Source organism: Embleya sp. NPDC005575, from assembly GCF_040605455.1.
Lineage (GTDB): Bacteria > Actinomycetota > Actinomycetes > Streptomycetales > Streptomycetaceae > Embleya.
In genome coordinates this window covers 1-16,655 of record NZ_JBEXCV010000180.1, presented here as the reverse complement: position 1 = coordinate 16,655, position 16,655 = coordinate 1, and the positions used below count along the sequence as shown (strand labels likewise).

The window sequence follows — 16,655 nt, the reverse complement described above, 5'->3', positions numbered from 1 at the left end:
GGGTCCCGTCCGAGATTCGGACGGGACCCCCGCGCTTGTGTCCGGCTGAATGCGTGGGTCGACGACCGTGTTCGTCATCGTGATGGGCGGTCGATGTCCGCGTCACTCCGGAACGCTGCGCGGCGCCGCCGTGGCGCCGGCTTTCCCGTCGACCCGCTCCGCGATGATCATCGCCACATCGTCTGCCAAGCGGCCCTGGGTGTGGCGGATCAATCCCCGGTGCAGTTGTTCGAGGAACTCCGGCGGGGTGCAGGCGTGCGCTGCTTCCATGGCTTCGGGCAGGGCGAAGAAGTCGTTGTCGCGGTTGCGTGCCTCGATCACGCCGTCGGTGTGCAGCAGCAGCCGGTCGCCGGGGACGAACACATAGCTCTCCACCTCGCCGAGAGGAGCGGGGGCCAAGTCCTCCAGGCCGAGGGGCGGAAACGGTGAGGCGGGCATCAGGGCGCGAACCGTGCCCCGGCGCAGCACCAGCGGCGGCGGATGGCCGCGGTTGACCATCTCGACCACAGGCCTGTCGGGCACCTGAGCCACGAGCACGGTGACGAACGACTCCGCCTGCTCCTCCTCGTCGTCCTGACCGATCCCCCGCGGCATGGCGCGTTCCCGTCGCAGCGCGGCCGCGCAGTGGGCCACGACCTCCACCAGGTCGTCCTCGTAGTGCACGGCCTCCCGGAAGGCGCCCAGCACCGCCGCGGCCGAGCGCACGGCGGGCAGCCCCTTGCCGCGGACATCTCCGATGATCAACCGGACCCCGTACCGCGTCTGCACGGCCTCGTACAGGTCACCGCCGATCTGCGCGCCGCTCTCTGCCGCGAGGTACATGCTGGCGGTCCGCACCGGGCCCAGCCGGGCGGGCACCGGCCGGAGCAGGACTCGCTGTGCCGCCACGGCGATCCGGCGGACCTGGTCGAGCTCGGTCCGCCGGCGCTTGTGCATGAGCGCACTGGTCGTGACACTGGCCGCGGACACCAGGAGAATGGCCAGGAAATTCGTGTAGACCTGCTGACTACCCCATGCCTGGTTGTAGGTCGCGGTGCTCACGCTGACGGCCAGGGCGACAGCCGCCGCCGAGATCGTCCCCTTGGGACCCATCGTGACCGCAGCCAATGCCGGCGTCGCGGTCAGCAGAGGACCGGTATACAGAAAGTGCGCGGGCGAGAACTCGATCCCGATCACCAGGAGTGCGATCGCGAACGGTACACACTGTGCAAGCGTGACCAGGACCCGGCTGTGACCGCCGGCTCCCGGTCCAGAAGCCGAGCGCAGTGGCGACTGCATACATACAGCTTGACCCCCCGAAGCGGGGCGATCCACTCTTCGCCCGTCCCAGTCCGGCGAGGTCGCGAGCGAAACGCCGGCCGCGTCGGAGATCGGATGGCCCTCACCACCCTTTCCAGCCCGATCGACAGAACTTCGCCTCCGCCGAACGTCCACTTCCCGCACACGGCGTCGCCGCAGAACACGTCGCTGCGGAACAACCGCGGACACCCGATGCGATCCGGGTGACCCGGACCGGGACACGGCCGAGCGCGAGGGTCGAAAGTACACCGCGTCCCGTCGTCAGTGCAGGCTGCAACCATCGGACACATGACCCAACGTAATCGTGTGGACGACTGGTCCGACTTTCTCGCGTGTTGGAGCGCGGAGTGGGCGGACGCTCAGAACCCCGAGGATCTCGACGAGGACGACCGGGAGGCGTGGCAGCGGCGGTGGTTGGGTTTCCCGGGCGCCGACGAGGAGCGCCTGACCGCTTTCGAGGCACGGATCGGCCGGCGGCTGCCGCCCTCGTTCCGCTCGTTCCTGGAGCTCACCGACGGCTGGCGGCATGCGGGGAACTTCGTGATGCGACTGGCCGGCACGGCCGAGGCGGCACCACTGGAGGAGGCAGAGGCCGAGCGGCACGCGGGCTACGAGGACTACCTCTGGGAGGGCGAGGAGCCCACCGAGGAGATGGTCCACCGGTCTCGCATGTGGCACCGTGCCCTGCGCATCGACGCCGAGGCGGACGCGGGCATCCTGGTGCTGGACCCGGGCGACATCGGCCCGGACGGCGAGTGGGCGGTCTACTCCTGGCACAGCTGGAAGGCCGCGCCGGCGGAGCGCTTCGACTCCTTCCGCGCCTTCCTGCACGACAAGTACCGGGAGTTCCATCAGCTGGCCGCGGACAGCGGCATGGCCAACGACACCACCCGGGCACTGGACGCGGCCCTGGGGCACGCCCGCGAGGAGGCGCTCGCCGGGCACTGGGAGCGGGCCGCCGGCGTCTTCGCGCAAGCCGAGGAATTCGGCAGGCCCGGCGCGCGCGAACTGGGGCGCCAGTTGCACGCGTTCCTCGGGGACGACCGCTGGTCGGGGCTGTACCACCTGCCCATGGATCCGGCCCATCGGACCGAGACCCTGCCCGCCCGCTTGGCCCACGAGCTCGGCCGCACCTGGCAGTCCCCGCAGGACGCGGTGCGGGAGCAGCCCGCCGACGTGCGGGACCTGGCCCGGCGCATCGCCGACGGCACCCACGCCTATGAGCCCCCCGGTCCCTTCGGCGCCTTTGTGTTCCAGGCGCGCGAGTCGGCCCGGTGGGGCGACTGCGACGGGGCGTGGCGGCTGCTGCGCGAGGGCCTTGCGCACTGGACCCCGCCCGCCGAGGACCTCCTGGTGCCGGTCGGCCTGCTCGCGGATCCGCTGCTCGCCCCGGTGATCACACCGGAGCGCGGCCGGGAGCTGCTGGCCACACCCCGCGCGGGCCGCACCGGCGTGGTGCCCGACCCGGTGTCCGACCTGGACCCCGCCGGCCTGGACTGGCTCGCCGGGGAGACCTGGCCCTTCCACGGCGGCTACCGCTTCGTGCTGGTCGAGGGCGTCGAGCCGGCGCACCTCGTGGACCTGCTCGGCCACGAGGACCAGGACGGGCTCGCGGCCCCGGCCACCATGCAGGAGTTGGGCCGCCGCCGCATGGAGTCGGAGCAGCGGCGCGCCGGTGACCCGTGGGACGACCGCGCCCTGATGTCGGTCGGGCGGGCGGGGCCCCAGTGGAGCTTCGCCTTCGCCCGCGAGTCCGGCAGTCCCGACGCGGACCGGCTGCGCAGCCCGGCCGCCCGGGCATCCCGGTCCACCCCGCAGGGTCGGGCCGTGGTGGTGTGGTGCGCCCCCGGCTCCCGCCGTGAAGCGCCCACGCCGTGGGAGCCGCCGTCCTTCCATCTTTCGGTGGCCCGGGCCGGCGAGATCGTGTACGCGCTGACCGTCACGGTGCCGTCGGCCTTCACGTCGACCGAGGACACGCGACCGCGCACCCCGGTGGTGGACCGCGTCGGCACGGTGCCCCGGGCGTTCGACCCGGACGCGATGCTCGCCGAGGTCGCGGCGGCCGGGCCGCAGGAGCGCGAACGGCGCACCGGCGAGGAGCACATGCTCCGGGCGGTCGCCGAGCAGTTCGGCGTCGCGCTCCCCCGCCACGCGCTGGTGAGTGGCCGACTGCACTCCTTCGAGACCGTCAGCTGGTCCCGCGAACCCCGACAAGGCGACAGCTGGGTGAGCATACGGATCGTTCGGTAGAACGAAACCCGATCGGGCACGGCGCGCCCTGTGCGGCGGAAGAACCGGCGTGGCCGTGTCCAAGGTCGGCGTTCGTCGTCGCCTCCCTGACACCGCCCCACCCAGCCACAGCAGGTGAGCCGTTCGGTGCGCTGACGGGCGTGGTCACGGAGCCAGGACCTGCCCCGCGGCCATCGCGGATGCCAGGACACCACCGACCACCACGGCCGACGCTCCGGCGATCGGCAATCGGTGGGTCCATGCCCGCAGGTTGGCCGATTTGGACGCCTGGGCCAGCAGCACGTCGCGTCCTCGCAGCACGGCCAGACCGACGCCCGCGAGGGTCAGCGCCATCCCGAGCCCGAAGGCCGCCACCATCAGGAGGGCGATGCCGAACCGACCGGTGAGCAGCCCGGTGAGCAACACGAGGAAGGCCGAAGGGGAAGGCAGTAGGCCGCCGGATGTGCCGAGCAGCACGAGGCCACGCCTGGTGAGCAACGATTCGGTGGGGGCGACATGACTGTGCCCGTGCCCGTGCCCGTGCCCGTGGTCATGGTCGTGGTCGTGGTCGTGCCCATGGTCATGGCTGTGCCCGTGTGCGCGGATCGACCGCTGGCGCCGCAGCAAGCCCACCCCCACCGCCACCACGACCAGCGCGGCGATCAGTTGCAGCCAGCCGGTCAGCGCCGCGACGTCCGGGGCGCTCTCGGCGGCGAGCCACCACCCGACGGCGAGCGCGGCCACGGACACGGTGTGCATCGCCGCCACGATCAGGCCCAGCCACAGCGCGTGCGGCGCCCGGCCCCGGCCGCCGATGAGAAAGCCCGCCGCGAGCGTTTTCCCATGGCCCGGGGCACACGCGTGGAAGGCACCCACGAGCGCGGCGACGAGCAGCGCCAAGGGCAGTGCGACACGGTGGTCCAGTAGCGCGGTCAGATCCGTGGTCCAGACGCTGAAGGGCCCCTTCGGTCCTCCGGCATCGGCAGAGTGGCCGGCGCCCGACGGGCCGAGGGCGAGCGTACGAGTCGGCTCGCTCGCCGTGTGCAGCCCGCCGGCGCCCGTCGGCGTCACGGAGATGGTCCGATACCTCGAGTCGACGTTCGACAGCGCGGTGATGGACAGGGCGACAGTGTTCACCGGCTCGGGGCAGCCGTAACGCAGCCGGGCACCGTCGTCGGCCAGGCGCAGGGTGTTCGCCTCGTCGAGTCGGCAGGCCACTCCGTTTTGGATCACCTTGACGTGCGCGCCCAGGTACTGCGCTTCGGACGCCGCCTCGGCCTTGGCCGCCTCGCCGAGTACGGTCAGATCGTCCGCCGCGGCCGACCAGATGACGTTGACGGTCGCGCCCTCGGCCGTGACGCGGACGACCGGCGGGGTGCCGAAGGGGTGTGCCTCGGCCACACCCGCGACTCCGAGAACCGACACCGCTGCCGCCAGGACACCCATGAGCAGGAGACGGAACGCCCGGGAGCGGGCCGCCGTAAGGGGTTTCACAGTAGTTCTTCCGATCGACGGTGCTCCGCGGGTTGCCTTCCCCGACTGGGGAGGGCAACCCGCGGAGCGTGGATGTGTCTACCGCTGGGGTGTCAGGCGGTGTGACCGCGCAACTTCCGGGCCGCCAGCGCGTGGATCGTCCCGTCGTCGGTCAGGGCGAACAGCCAGTCACCGCTGATGGACGGCGCCGAAGCCAGCCCGGCGCCGAGGTTGTACTCCGCCAGCAGCTTGCCGGTGACGCGGTCCAGGACAACCAGCCGACCGTCCCAGGTGCCGGCGTACACGAGGGACTTGGTCACCATGGCGTGCATCGTCGGTGACCCTGCTCCCGGGGTGGTGCATCCCATCGCGACCCGCCATTTGTCGTCCTGGGGGCTCTCGCCGGGCAGGTAGCCGACGCGGGTCTCCCACAGCGGTTTGGCAGGGTCGGCGGCGGCGGTGTCGTACGCGCGGACGACGCCGTCGCGACCCGCGATATAGGCGATGCCGCCCCAGATCGCAGGACTGGTCACCGGAGCGGGGCCGGGCTCGCAGGAGCTGGATCCACCCACACTCGACTGCCAGGTGACCGCACCTTGGTTCTTCGGGTCGTGCCCGCGGGCGCCGCTCGCGGTCATCGTCACAAGCTGCGGGTTGCCGTTCGCCGGGTTGGTCAGGACCGGGGAGGAGTGGCTGTCGATCCCCCCGGCGGTGCCTTGCACCCACAACTGGCTGCAGCTCGCGAGGTCCATGGCGACCAACGTGGTGCTGGAGTCCGTGTGCAGGTAGGCGGTGTCGGAGCCCGGCTCGCGTACCGCCGTGCTGTGGAACTGGCCCCAGTTGGTCGCTCCGCCGAAGCCTCCCAACAGGTCACCGCTCTTGGCGTCGCGGCACTGGATCCTGTCCCAGTCCTGGTAGACGGCGACTGTGCGCCCCACGTTCTTCAGGTCGAAGACGCTGACCGGGCCTCCGGCACGGCCGTAGCGGCGCACCGTATCTCCGTGCTGCTCCTCCTTCTCGATCGCCTGCCAAGCGACCCGGCCATCGGACGCGTCGAGTGCGTAGACGCGGCCGACCGCCGTCGTCAGGTAGACCTTCCCGTCGTGGAACGTCGGCGCGGATTCCGCGTCGCCGTCCAGGTACGTGCGCCAGATCTCGCGGCCGGACGTGATGTCGTAGGCGAGCATCATGCTGTACGGCGAGTCGAACGCCCGGGAGGAGACGATCACCTTGCCGTCGACCACCACCGATCCGTTGAGGTTGAACTGCTCTCCGGTATTGGCCGCCCAGCGCAGGTCCAGCGCGGTGCCCGGTTCATCGGCACTGGCGGAGCGCCCCGCTTCGTCCCCGCCCTGACGAACCCAGTCCTGGCCGGTGTTCGGCTTCTCCAACCGGCCGCCGGGAACCACCTCGAACGTGTTCGTGATCGCGGTCCACGGCTTGCCCTTCGTGTCGACCGCGGTCATCTCCGCCGTGTACGCGCCGGGGGGAAGAGGCTTGGTCGTATCACTTGCCCGGGTCCAGGAAGTCCGCGCCGCCGGACACGGTTCCGGTACGCCCCCGGGCGGTGTGTAGCAGTTCCGGATGCCCGTCTTGGGGACCTTGCCACCGAACGTCAATCGGCTCTCCTGCCGCACCTTGCCGCGCGCGTCGCGAATGGTGAGGCGGGCCGTTGCCGGAGTGCGGCCGTCGTCCTCGGCATACAGTTCGATCGGGATGGCGGTACCCGTGCCGTACACGCTGCCCTGCGCGGGGCTCACCAAGGCGGCATCGTCGTCGATGGCGAATTGTCGGTGGACGCCCATCACATAGCCGGTGTCCTCGTTCCCCGGGGTGCCGGGGTTGTCGGTGATCCCCTTGAAGTCGAGGACCTTGTAGTCCGGGTGCGCGCCGTCGATACCGTACGTGCCTTGGTTGTTGATCTCGACCGACCGGTCGAAGGCGCCGCGACGGAACTCGGCCTGCTGGTTGTGGCCGGCCGCGAACATGCGCACGTCGTACTTGGAGAGTTCGTCGACGGTCGGCTGCATTCCGGCGCCGGGACCCCACACCGTGAACAGGGAGCGATGCGCGAAGACGAACACCTGCTTGCCCACCGCGTGGCGCTTGAGGTCCTCGCGCAGCCACGCCAACTGCGGTGCGAGGCCGCTGGAGTCGTAGTTGTTCTCGAGTACCACGATGTGGCGCCCGTTGCGGTCGAAGCTGTACCACTCGGGGCCCATGTTCCTGCGGAAGTACTCCAGGCTGCCGCCGTATCCCTTGGAGGAGGCGGTACCACCGACGTCGTGATTGCCCACCACCGGATAGAACGGGTGCCCCAGCTTCCCGTCGACCAGTCCCTTGCGCAGGATGTCGTACCCGCCCTGACGGCGAGGCTCCTCGGCGTAGTCGGTGACCGTCAGGTCGCCCGTCGTGATGGTCAGGGTTGCGCCGTCGACCTCGGACATCGCCTCGACCTGACCGGTCCACTGCGGCAGCGTCGTGGCCGCGGCCGCGTCCTTGGTGTTGCTGACCTCGACGTCGGAGACCATCTCCCACGTCTCGGTCGGATTCGCGGCGTTCCGGTCCGGCATCAGGGCGAAGTCGACGCCGGTGCGCGGCCCGGTGCCGTCGGGCACCTTGCGGAAGAATCCCGGGACGTAGTCGTTACGCAGGGTGGGCGTGTACCCGTTCGGCGAGACGATGCTGACGAGGTCCGTCTCCCGGCGCGACAGGTCCACGGGCAGGCTGTACGAGCCGTCGGCGCCGGTGGTCGTCCAGACCGCACCGTCGGTGACGTCGACGCCCGGCATGGGCGTCTCGCCGTTGTCCCGCACCCCGTTGGCGTTGCCGTCCGCGTACACCGTGCCCTGGACGGTCACCGGGTCGGCGGTCACCGCCTGGTCGGCGGCGAACGCCACTCCCGAGGTTGCCTGCTGCGCCAAACCGGCCATGATCGCGGCACCGCCGACGGCGATCCTCGCGCGGCGTCGGCGGGAAGTCCGGACCGGACGCGGCGGCATCGCGCGGTATCGAATCACCAAACGCACGATGAGCAGCACGATCGCGGCGGCGAGCGCCATGGCCACCACCAGCGGGCGCCACGGGAACGAGGGAACCGTGGGAGCCGCGTGGAGCCCCGCCGCGTCGACGATCGGCATCGCCGCGGTCGCGTCGACCGTCGTGCCGTCGAACTCGGTGACCACCTGGGTCAGTGCGCCCTGCTTCAGCAGCGCGGTCAGGTCCAACTTGTCGACGTGGCAGGCCCACGCCAGTTCGACCACGACACCGCCGGGCACTCCGCCGCTGTCGCCGGCGACGCCCGATCCGCTCGCCGGGCAGCCGGCGGTCAGCAGGCGCGACGCCCAGGCGCCGGCCTGGTCCGGGGCCACCAGGTCGCGGTGGACGATCAGCCGCCCGCTGGTGACTCCGTCCTTGGTCGAGACGACGAGTTCGGCATGTTGTGGCGACACGTGCGCCGATGCGGACTGAACCCCGAAACACAAACCGAAAACGAGCAGCACAAGACCTGCCTTGGCTGCTACACGTATCCATTTCATGCGGCGGAGGCTATTTCCGCCGGGGCGCATTTTGCGCCGTGCGTGCAGAGAGTTCGCCGATGGGACGGCGAGAGTTCGCCATCGGGCCATGTCACGACGAAGCGCGATCGCTTCCCTTCACGCGACCGCCGCTCGCACGTAACCCGATGGGCGTCCGGCGAGTGATAGCCCGATTCCCATGACGGACCATCGTGGGCCTTCGCCGATCCCCATCCGGGCGGAGTCGCCGCGCACGGTTCACGGCCCGAAGCGTTCACGCCCGCCGGTGCGGCCGCGTCGAGCGGCGCGGTCGCCGCCGCGCCGCGCGGTCCTCGCCACTACGGGTGCAGCCATCCTCGGGCGTGCTGCGCGGCGCGCTGATGACGCGCAGTTCACGGCCGGAGGCATTCTCCCTGCGGATCGAAGCAGACCAGACCGTGCTCGCGAGCCGTCGCGGCGGCGTATTCGGACACTTCCCAGCCTTGCCGTAGGACATGAGCAGGTACCCGATCGACCCGATGCCTCATCGATGACCGGTGACGATGCCCATACGACACTGCGGTCGACGTCGTCCGGGTCCCGGCGCCCGGCGCCGACAGATCGTCCCTTCCGGCCGAAACCGGCCGGGTCAATCGTTCGGGAAACGGGCGACCCAACGGCGTTGCCAGGGAGTCTCGACCGCCCGATGGTGGTGGTGCTCCCTGGTCCACGCGACGGCATCCGCCGGGTCGAGCCCGGCCAGGACGGCGAGGGAGGCCACGACGGTGCCGGTGCGGCCGACCCCGCCGCCGCAGGCCACCTCGACCGCGGTGTCCGTCCGCGCCCGCTCATACAGCGCGCGGATGTCCCGGACGGCCCGGTCGCGGTCGCGGGGCAGCAGGAAGTCGGGCCAGTCGATCCACTCGTGCGGCCAGTGCAGCCCGTCCTCGTGGCGACGGCGCAGGCGGTCGGATCCGAGGTAGAGCCCGAACTCGGGCACCGGCCCCTTCGGCAGCGGGTGGCGCAGCCCCCGGCCGCGGACCCACGAGCCGTTCGGGAGTCGAAAGGCGCCCACCAGTGGCGAGCCGCTCATCGGGCCACGCTCCCGACCCGCCGACGGGCGCGGTGGTTGGCCACGTTGAGGCGGTTGCCGCACAGGTCGGGCAGGCAGTAGCGGCGGCGGCCGGCCCGGCTGGTGTCGACGAACACACCGCGGCAGCCGGGCGTGGCGCAGGGGCGGAAACGCTCGTGGCCGAGGGCCCGGACGACGCCGAGCAGCGCGACGCCGACGAGCGCGGCCAGTTCGTCGGCGAGCGGGGCGCCGGGCGCGGTGGGGATGTACCACCGCCATCGGCCGTCGGCGTCGCCGCGCAGCAGCGGTGCGAGGCCGGCGCGCCCGACCAGCACGGTCGCGCCCGCGACGGCGTGGTCCTCGGTCGAGGTCTCCACGATGGCGCGCACCTCCCGACGGAGCAGTTGCACCTGGTGGAGGTCGTCGTCGGTCGGTGTTCGTCCGTCCGACCCGGCCTCGACGCGGAGGCCGTGTCCGACCAGGAAGCCCGCCAATGCGTCCGGGTTCGGGAGGGCCTCCCCGGTGCCGGCCCGCACGGTGGGCGAGGTGTTGACCAGGTCGGTCGCGAGGGCCGCCCCTGCGGCGTACTCGGCCATAGAGATCTCCATGCCCTGCTCTCCACTGATGTAAGGCTTGAAGACAAATCATACCCCTTACCGCGTCCCTTGCTTCGAGGTCGAGGTCGAGGACGCCGATCCGACTCGGCGCTGTGGCATTCGGCTCCGAGTACTTCTTTCACTTCGCGGAGGGCCGTCGGCATCTCAGCGGCCCTCCGCGGCTGTTGTCGGCCGAAACATTTGGTGGGGGTGCGACTTTTCGCAAAGCTCGACCCGTCTCATCCTCGACGGACCGAAACCGAAGGGGCGCAGTGTGCGCAGGAGACACCACGGTGAGTTCACCGAGTTCGCTCGAGCCGTCGCACCACAGCTTCGGCAGACCGCCTATCTGGTCTGTGGGGACTGGCATCGCGCCGAGGACCTGACGCAGATCGCGCTGGAGAAGGTGTATGTGGCGTGGCGCCGGGTCGAGCGCGCCGACAACCCCCAGGCGTACGCCAAGCGCATCATGCTCAACGCGTACCTCGACCGGCGCCGGCTGCGTAGCTCGGGTGAGGTGATCGGCCTCGACGTTCGCGAACTCGACCGGCCCGACGTCGGTGCCGCCGACAACGCCGAGTTGCGGTTGACGCTGTGGGAGGCGCTGATGCGGCTCCCGCCCCGCATGCGCGCCGTGCTCGTCCTGCGCTACTGGGAGGACCAGAGCCTCGAGAGCACCGCCGAGATGCTCGGCATGTCGCTGTCCGCGGTCAAGAACGCGGGCCCGCGCGGCCTTTCCCGGTTGCGTGAGCTGCTCGGAACCGACCCTTCACTCACGATGTCGCGCTGAGTCCGGAGAAGAGACGACCAATGTTGACCGAAGACCGATTCAAGGAAATGCTCCGCGCCGAGCTCGGCGCGCGGCCCGCTCCGATGATGCCGGACGTCGCCCCTCGCGCCGCCGAGAGGGGTCGCCGTCGGGCCCGTCGGCGCACGGCCGGGCGGCTGCTCGGTGCCACGCTCGCGGGTGCGGTGATCGCGACGGGCATCGTGGGCGCCTCGTCACTGCGGCCGGGCAACGTTGACGTGGCAGGGCCCGCCGCCACGATGCGGCCGAGCCTGGGCTCGTTGAACACCACCGGCACCAACCCGCTGCTGCCGGCGCAACCCGTCGCGAAGAATCCGTACGCCGACTGGCTCCCGGGCATCATCGAGGAGTTGCTCCCCCCGGGAGCCAAGACCGCCGTCCCGGACACCGGCGTCGACGGGGGCATCTACGTCTCCGTGGAGTGGGAGACCGGACAGGGTCTCGTGCAACTACTCTTCGGCGTGACCGGCAAGCGTTGGTTCGGCTGCACGACGGGCGAAGGAGGCCGTCCGCAGGCCAGGCCGAACGACGGTGTGCAATGCAGCGTCACTCCGGACGGCGCGCTCCTCGGTCGCTACGAGCGCCCCAGCACCGACGCCGGCGTCGCGTGGCGGCGGTTCGAGTACGTCACGAGGGAGAGCATGGTCACGTTGTCCTACGCCAACGGACCGCTGAGCAGCGTGGCCAAGCCGACCAGGGCGACCCTCCCGCTCACCGACGAGGAGGCCCTCGCCCTCCTCAAGAACCCCCGATGGCAGCAGGTGCTGGACAAGTACACCGCACCGCCTGCCGCCCCCGCACCCTACGGAAGCACCACGGCTGTACCCCTCGTCCCATTTGGTTCCTGACCCCTCGTCCTCACTTCATTCCTGACGCCCCGCGAGGCAGCGCGTGTACCGGTGAACGACCCGCTCGGGTGAACAACCCCGTCCGGTGACGACCCACTGACGCGCCCGAATCGCGCCAGGACACCCGTACCGCGGACTGCGGGCTTCCGGCTGCGGGCTGCGGGCTGCGGGCTGCGGACACCTGGCGCCGACCGCGACCACCTCACGCGGTCGGCCATGTTCACCGCGCACGACATCGCTCGGACGCGGTCCACGGATCCGCCACCCCCACACCACGGAAGGCCCCCGAGAGGGGCCGGCCCGTGCTGCGCTCATGCACGGATTCGCCGACGCGCGACCACCACACACGGGTCGATCCCTATCGGGTCGATCACTTCTCACCAGCCGATCGGCAGGGCAGCCGACCGGCCGATCCGTCATGCCGACGCCCGGGCCCAAGCGAGCGCCCCGGGCGCAGTCGACCACCCCTGAGAGCCAAACGTATGAGTTCGACCCGCACGACAAGCCGCACCTCCGACGCGCCGCCCCGAAACGACGCCTCGCCGAAAGACGACGCCTCGGACCGAGCGAAAGGATTCGCGTACCGATGGAATCGTTCTCTCGGCGGTCTCGCGGCCGTCGCGATCGCATTGCTCGGCTATCACGCGCGGTGGATATGTGACGACGCGCTGATCTTCACCCGTACCGTCGAGCAGATCCTCGCCGGGAACGGGCCCGTCTACAGCACCGGCGAGCGCGCCGAGGCATCGACGAGCACGCTCTGGCAATGGCTCCTCGCGCTGTGCGGATTCGTCTCCGGTCGAACCGACACCTCGAACATCGCCTGGATTCTTGGCCTTTGCCTGACGGCGGCCGGATTCCTGATCGCCGTCGACGGCACCCGACGCCTGCACGCAAACCCCCGACCGACCACGTCCGCACCCGCCCAAGGTGTCGAGCGCCCACTGCTGCCGTTCGGCATCCTGATACTGCTCGCCCTGCGGCCGGTCTGGGAGTACGCCACGTCCGGCCTGGAAACCGGCCTCGGCACCCTGTGGACGGCCTCCTCGTGGTGGCTGCTGGTGCGCGTACGCAACGCCCGAAGTCGCCCGCTGATCCTGGGTGCTTGCACGGTCGTCGGACTGGGCCCGCTGGTCCGGCCCGACCTCGCTCTCGTCTCCGGGGTCTTTTTGATCGGGATGTGGCTCGTGCTGAGACCGTCTCGGCGCATGACCACGGCCGCGGTGGCGGCGGCGGCCATTGTGCCCGTCGCGTACGAGGTGTTCCGCATGGGCTACTACGGCATCGTCGTCCCGATGCCGGCGCTGACCAAGGATGCCGGCGGTTCGATGTGGGGCCGAGGATGGCACTACCTCGCCGACTTCACCGACCCCTACGTGCTGTGGCTGCCCCTGACCGCGGTCGCCCTCGGCCTCGTCCCGATGCTCCGCGGCCCCAAAGCACGCTGCGGCCGTCGGGTGGTCGTCCTGACGCCGCTCATCGCCGCAACCCTGCTGCTCCTGTACGTGATCAAGGTCGGCGGGGACTACATGCACGCGCGCATGCTGCTGCCCGCGCTCTTCCTCCTGCTGCTGCCGGTGCTCTCGATACCCGTCTCGCGCCCCCTCGTTCCGCTGTCGGCGGCGCTGCTCGCGTGGTCGCTCGTCTGCGCTGTCTCGCTGCGGGTACACACGGTCGACGGCGTGGGCGCGAAGACCGACGACGAACGCAACTACTACGTGATCTTCACGAGCGAGTCGCACCCCACCGACTCGGACGACTACGTACGCACCCACCTGCGCACCAAGCAAGCGCTGGACGAGGAGATCGCGGCCGGTCGACGAACCCTGGTCTACTACGGGCCTGCCCTCGAAGGCACGATCGTCAAGGTCCCGTTGCGCACCGACATCCCGGGCAGGGCAGCTGTTGTCGGTGTCTACCTGGGAACGGCCGGAGCACTGGCGCCCAACGACGTGCGGATCGTGGACTTCTGGGGCCTCGTCAACCCGATCGGTGCGCGATTCGACTACCCGGTGACCAAGCCGGGACACTCCAAACCGCTGAGCAACATCTGGCTCGTCGCGGACTACGCGGACCCCGCCGCGCCGTTGAACACAAGCCGTACGTTCGCCGAGGCACACGATCCGACGATCGAACAGCTCGCAGCCGCCCGCCGAGCCCTGGAATGCGGCGCTCTGAAGGAACTTCGTGAGTCGACTCGCGCACCGATGACGGCAGGCCGCTTCTGGAAGAACCTCGTCGGCTCCTGGCGCCGCACCCACATCACCATCCCGCCGAACCCCGTCGACGCGGAACGCAAGTTCTGTGCCCCCGCCGGCTCGTGACCACCGGCGGCGACCCGAGCGCACCCGCGCCCCGGAGTGCCCGTTCGTGCCTCGTCACGAAGGTCACCGTCGAAAACTGATGCGCGGCGGCTCCATCCGCGCCGCACGCGCTCCGCTCCCGACGTCGAGGGTGTCGCGCGGCATCGCGGCGCGGAGGACCCTCGTGGGGCAGGTCGGGCGTCGAGCGACGCGGTCGCGGTCGGATCGAGGCGCCGCGTCGAAACCGGTGCCCGCCCTCGCGACCTGGGCACCGCGGCGATGGTGGGCATGAACGCACCCCGCACCCCACCTCGTCGCCCTCGTCCGCACCGGAGCCCGCTTCGAACCGGCGGCGGGAGTTCACGGACACTTCGTCGAACGCCCCGAAGCCCGCGCAGCACGAAGCCGGTCAACTGATCCACCTTCACTGCTCACTGTCGGCGACTGCCCTCGGCAGCGGCTCACTCCGGATCCGGCAGGTCCATCAGCGCGAACTTGGCCGAGTCGACCACGGCCGTGATGTCGGTGATCCGTCCGTTGACGACAGTGAACGCGACTGCTCGAAGGCGCCGCGGCGAGCCGCCGCCACCGATCACCCGAGGTGACCACCCGGCGACGCTGGGTCTCCCACCGGACCAGGCCGGTTTTTGTGTCCCGAGCGTGTCACGCCGGCCCGGAGAACGCCACACCCCCCGACAGCGCCCCCGGACACCACGGGCGGGGCGGGCCGGCGAGCGGGCCGGGCAATCGAAGAAGTAGCTCGACCGGCTGCCCGCAACCCACGTCCCGGCACCCGCATCGACGGCCTTCCGGGGTGTGTGCGGCGTCCGATCGGTGAAATTATTCATTCATGATCTTGAAGTCTGTTCATCTCCATGCCAGATTCGGGCGGGACAGACACAGTTCGGCGTGATCGCCGCTACGCCCTGGGAGTCACGCACATGCCGATCGAGCAAACCCCCGAGGGAGGCCTCGCGATGGAACGCCGCACCATCGAGGTGATCCCCGACGCCGAGAGGCACGGTACGCCGCTCAGCCAGTTCACCCTGTGGTTCGGCGCCAACATGCAGATCACCGCGATAGTCGACGGCGCCTTGGCGGTGGTCTTCGGTGCCGACGCGCTGTGGGCGATATTCGCCCTGCTCATCGGCAACGTGCTGGGCGGCGCCGTCATGGCGCTGCACTCGGCGCAGGGGCCGCGGCTCGGGGTCCCGCAGATGATCTCCAGCCGGGCGCAGTTCGGCGTCTACGGTGCGGTCCTGCCGCTGCTGCTGGTGATCCTGATGTACCTTGGCTTCGCCGCGACCGGCACCGTCCTGGCCGGTCAGGCGGTGTGCGAGATGCTGCACATCGACAATGCCAAGGTCGGCATCCTGATCTTCGGTGCGCTGACCGCGGTGGTGGCGGTCACCGGCTATCGCCTGATCCACCTCGCGGGCCGCATCGCGACCGTCGTCGGCGTGCTCGGCCTCGGCTACCTGATGATCCGCCTCTTCACGCAGTACGACGTCGGCGCGCACGTGGGCGAAAAGGGCTTCGACGTCGCGACGTTCCTGCTCGCCGTCGGTCTCGGCGCCGGGTGGCAGCTCACCTTCGGCCCGTACGTCGCCGACTACTCGCGCTACCTGCCGCGCACCACCAGCCCCCGCGCGACGTTCTTGTCGACGTTCGCAGGCTCGGTGGTCGGATCACAGATCGCCATGACGCTGGGCGCGCTCACCGCGGCCGTCGCGGGCAAGGCGTTCCTGCCGGACCAGGTCGGCTTCCTCGGCGATCTGGCGGGCCCCGCGTTCCTGGCATTCCTCATCTACCTGGTGATCGTGGTCGGCAAGCTGACCGTCAACTGCCTGAACGCGTACGGCGGCTTCATGTCGATCCTGACGATCGTAACGGCGTTCGACGGGCGTTCGCGGATCTCGCAGGCCGCCCGCGCGGCGTACATCATCGGGTTCACCGCCGTCTCGGTGGTCATCGCGATGGCGGCCAGCGCGGACTTCCTGACCAACTTCAAGAACTTCGTACTGCTGCTCCTGATGGTCTTCACGCCGTGGAGCGCGATCAACCTGGTCGACTACTACCTCATCTCGCGCGAGCGCGTCGACATCCCCGCGCTGTACGACCCGAACGGCCGTTACGGCCGCTGGAACGTCACCGCCCTGACCTGCTACGTCGTGGGTGTGGTGGTGCAGATCCCGTTCCTGGCCACCAAGCTGTACACCGGCGCGCTCACCAAGAAGCTGGACGGCGCGGACATCTCCTGGATCGTCGGCCTCGTGGTCACCTCGGCGCTCTACTACCTGTGGGCGCGCCGTAGCGCCAACCCGCCCGCCGAGACGATCCGCCCCGCCGAGCCGCAGGCCGGCGACACCCGAACCGAGGCGCCGGTCGGCTGACAGCCGCACACCCCACGCAGGCGGGAGATCCACCCGCCTGCGCCCGGCCATGTGGGTCATGGACGACTGGCGGACGGCGGCACAGGCTGCGTTGGCCGCCGCGATCGAACCTTTCCGCAAGAAGTACCCGTACGTCA

At 70.3% G+C, this 16,655-nt stretch carries 11 protein-coding genes; 5 read left to right on the top strand and 6 right to left on the bottom strand.

Annotated features, from left to right (window positions below; all coding sequences use genetic code 11):
* Positions 1-102: 102 nt before the first annotated feature.
* A complete protein-coding gene (locus ABZS54_RS36880; protein ID WP_355546246.1) occupies positions 103-1,278 on the bottom strand; it encodes a PP2C family protein-serine/threonine phosphatase in 1,176 nt (391 codons plus the stop codon).
* A 309-nt stretch (positions 1,279-1,587) separates the two neighbouring features.
* Here ABZS54_RS36880 and ABZS54_RS36875 point away from each other — a divergent pair, with 309 nt between their 5' ends.
* A complete protein-coding gene (locus ABZS54_RS36875) occupies positions 1,588-3,549 on the top strand; it encodes an SMI1/KNR4 family protein (RefSeq protein WP_355546244.1) in 1,962 nt (653 codons plus the stop codon).
* A 144-nt stretch (positions 3,550-3,693) separates the two neighbouring features.
* Here ABZS54_RS36875 and ABZS54_RS36870 read toward each other — a convergent pair whose 3' ends face one another.
* From ABZS54_RS36870 to ABZS54_RS36855, 4 genes are all read right to left on the bottom strand, one after another.
* Positions 3,694-5,022 (bottom strand): hypothetical protein, encoded by a 1,329-nt coding sequence (locus ABZS54_RS36870; RefSeq protein WP_355546242.1) that lies wholly within the window; start codon positions 5,020-5,022, stop codon positions 3,694-3,696.
* 92 nt (positions 5,023-5,114) lie between these two features.
* On the bottom strand, positions 5,115-8,630 hold the full coding sequence (locus ABZS54_RS36865; RefSeq protein WP_355546240.1) for a PQQ-binding-like beta-propeller repeat protein: 3,516 nt from the start codon (positions 8,628-8,630) through the stop codon (positions 5,115-5,117).
* A gap of 517 nt (positions 8,631-9,147) precedes the next feature.
* The gene (locus ABZS54_RS36860; protein WP_355546238.1) at positions 9,148-9,591 is read right to left on the bottom strand and encodes a protein-tyrosine phosphatase family protein; all 444 of its coding nucleotides are present in this window, start codon (positions 9,589-9,591) and stop codon (positions 9,148-9,150) included.
* Positions 9,588-10,178 carry a CGNR zinc finger domain-containing protein gene (locus tag ABZS54_RS36855; RefSeq protein ID WP_355546236.1) on the bottom strand — a complete coding sequence of 197 codons (591 nt, stop codon included), beginning with the start codon at positions 10,176-10,178 and terminating at the stop codon, positions 9,588-9,590. The genes ABZS54_RS36860 and ABZS54_RS36855 overlap by 4 nt, the downstream gene beginning before the upstream one ends.
* Before the next feature lie 262 nt (positions 10,179-10,440).
* On the opposite strand from ABZS54_RS36855, the gene ABZS54_RS36850 reads away from it, so the two are divergent.
* The 3 genes from ABZS54_RS36850 (at position 10,441) to ABZS54_RS36840 (ending at position 14,146) form a co-directional block, all read left to right on the top strand.
* Positions 10,441-10,956 (top strand): SigE family RNA polymerase sigma factor, encoded by a 516-nt coding sequence (locus ABZS54_RS36850; protein ID WP_355546234.1) that lies wholly within the window; start codon positions 10,441-10,443, stop codon positions 10,954-10,956.
* 20 nt (positions 10,957-10,976) lie between these two features.
* Positions 10,977-11,822 carry a hypothetical protein gene (locus tag ABZS54_RS36845; RefSeq protein ID WP_355546232.1) on the top strand — a complete coding sequence of 282 codons (846 nt, stop codon included), beginning with the start codon at positions 10,977-10,979 and terminating at the stop codon, positions 11,820-11,822.
* Between the two features lie 482 nt (positions 11,823-12,304).
* Positions 12,305-14,146: a hypothetical protein gene (locus ABZS54_RS36840; RefSeq protein WP_355546230.1), complete on the top strand. Its 1,842-nt coding sequence runs from the start codon at positions 12,305-12,307 to the stop codon at positions 14,144-14,146.
* A 440-nt stretch (positions 14,147-14,586) separates the two neighbouring features.
* Here ABZS54_RS36840 and ABZS54_RS36835 read toward each other — a convergent pair whose 3' ends face one another.
* Positions 14,587-14,721 (bottom strand): hypothetical protein, encoded by a 135-nt coding sequence (locus tag ABZS54_RS36835; RefSeq protein ID WP_355546228.1) that lies wholly within the window; start codon positions 14,719-14,721, stop codon positions 14,587-14,589.
* A gap of 345 nt (positions 14,722-15,066) precedes the next feature.
* On the opposite strand from ABZS54_RS36835, the gene ABZS54_RS36830 reads away from it, so the two are divergent.
* A complete protein-coding gene (locus ABZS54_RS36830) occupies positions 15,067-16,518 on the top strand; it encodes a cytosine permease (RefSeq protein ID WP_355546226.1) in 1,452 nt (483 codons plus the stop codon).
* Positions 16,519-16,655 lie beyond the last annotated feature (137 nt).